Source organism: Pseudoalteromonas sp. TAE79 (assembly GCF_000498015.1).
Taxonomy (GTDB): Bacteria; Pseudomonadota; Gammaproteobacteria; order Enterobacterales; family Alteromonadaceae; genus Pseudoalteromonas.
The window spans coordinates 1-1,694 of record NZ_AUTL01000028.1 but is presented as its reverse complement, the minus strand read 5'-3'; the positions used below and the strand labels follow the sequence as shown (position 1 = coordinate 1,694).

At 37.9% G+C, this 1,694-nt stretch carries 1 protein-coding gene and 1 pseudogene; one reads left to right on the top strand and one right to left on the bottom strand.

Annotated elements, in window-relative coordinates:
* A pseudogene (locus L655_RS0100810) lies at positions 1-862 on the bottom strand (hybrid sensor histidine kinase/response regulator); the annotation flags it as partial.
* A 412-nt stretch (positions 863-1,274) separates the two neighbouring features.
* On the opposite strand from L655_RS0100810, the gene L655_RS0100805 reads away from it, so the two are divergent.
* Positions 1,275-1,538: a DUF4212 domain-containing protein gene (locus L655_RS0100805; RefSeq protein ID WP_007377498.1), complete on the top strand. Its 264-nt coding sequence runs from the start codon at positions 1,275-1,277 to the stop codon at positions 1,536-1,538.
* The last annotated feature ends 156 nt before the right edge of the window (positions 1,539-1,694 follow it).

The window sequence follows — 1,694 nt, the reverse complement described above, 5'->3', positions numbered from 1 at the left end:
TCATTGCGGCGGTTAATAGTAAATACAGCGGAAAAGCCCAGCGAGCGGTAAGTAAGTGACGTTTATTTTGATTGTCGACCACGGTTACATGAAACTGACGTGGTAAACATATAATAGCCGCCGCAGCCATTAAAGACTGACCAATAAAGTTAAAACTAAAAAAGTTAAAGTTAGTCCAGTGATCCCAAATCGATTCGGTTACTTTATTTGAAGTAGGCTCTGGCATATTAAATAAGGTGTAAACAGCAAGGCCTGCTACAGCAATAAGTGCAATAAGTTTAATCATTGATTCAAACGCGACAGCAAGCATTAACCCAGAGCGATACTCTGTTACGTCCACTTTGCGGGTACCAAAAAATATGGCAAACAAAGCCATAATTAATGTGGCAGAAAGCGCGAGCATATCACCGGATATTTTAGTACTACTTTGCAGCAGTAAAAAGCTGGTACTGAGCGCTTTTAATTGCAGTGCAATGTAGGGAATAGTCGCTAGTAACGCGATTACAGTAACCATAATCGCCGTAGTTTGGCGTTTGCCGTAACGAGCTGAAATAAAATCGGCAATAGTGGTTATATTTTGCTTTTTGCTTACTAATACCAGTTTACGTAAAAACCCTTGGCCGAAAAAAAACAACAAGGCAGGGCCAAGTAAAATGGGTAAATAACTCCAACTGCTGGTGGCCGCTGTACCTACCGAGCCGTAATAAGTCCACGACGTACAATAAATGCCTAATGACAGTGAATATACAAAAGGATGGTGGCTAATACGCTTTGCCAAAGGTGTTGTTTTATCGCCCCAGTTGGCAAGCCAAAACAGCACACCTATATAACTTAAAGCAACAATAATGAGTACGGCAGTCATGTTGTTATTAAACCTTATTATTTTAAATAGTGCCTCAACCCTATGAGGAATTAACACAATACCAGAACTCCTAGCGAGTGTGCGTGCAGATTTTTATTTCCAAATGGTATTTGTTTTTTAAGTTGTTGAATTTAATTGGTTAAATTTAAATTTGTAATTATATTAGACTAATGTCGCAGTATTAACTAATTTGTAACATTTCCTGTATTTTAAATATCCATAAATGATTAACTTTATGTAATTAAAAGGTTTTTGGTTTTTTAAATAAAACTCAATCTGCAGTTTACGTAAACGTTAACAAGCTGTTACGACTATGGTCTCAATTCAATATTTAACCAGCGTTGCTAAATTGGTAAGCGAAGATAAAAAACCACTCATCGCGATATTGCGGTGCTTAAAGGGGAAAACAAAAATGGCTTTTAAAGATGAAGAACAAGCAAAAGCTTATTGGGCAGAAAACATTTCACTGTTATTTAAACTATTAGCAGTGTGGTTTATCGTGTCTTTCGGCTTTGGCATATTACTGGTTGATGTACTTAATGAAGTGCGTTTTTTTGGGTTTAAACTTGGCTTCTGGTTCGCCCAGCAAGGCGCGATTTATACCTTTGTTGCTTTGATTTTTGTGTACGTTTTCAAAATGAATACGTTAGATAAAAAATACGGCGTAGACGAATAGGAGCTAAGCAATGGATGTTCAAACACTCACGTTTATAATTGTTGGTTTAAGCTTTGCGCTTTATATCGGCATAGCAATTTGGGCCCGAGCGGGTTCAACTAAAGAGTTTTATGTAGCAGGCGGCGGCGTACCTCCTCTTGCTAATGGTATGGCAAC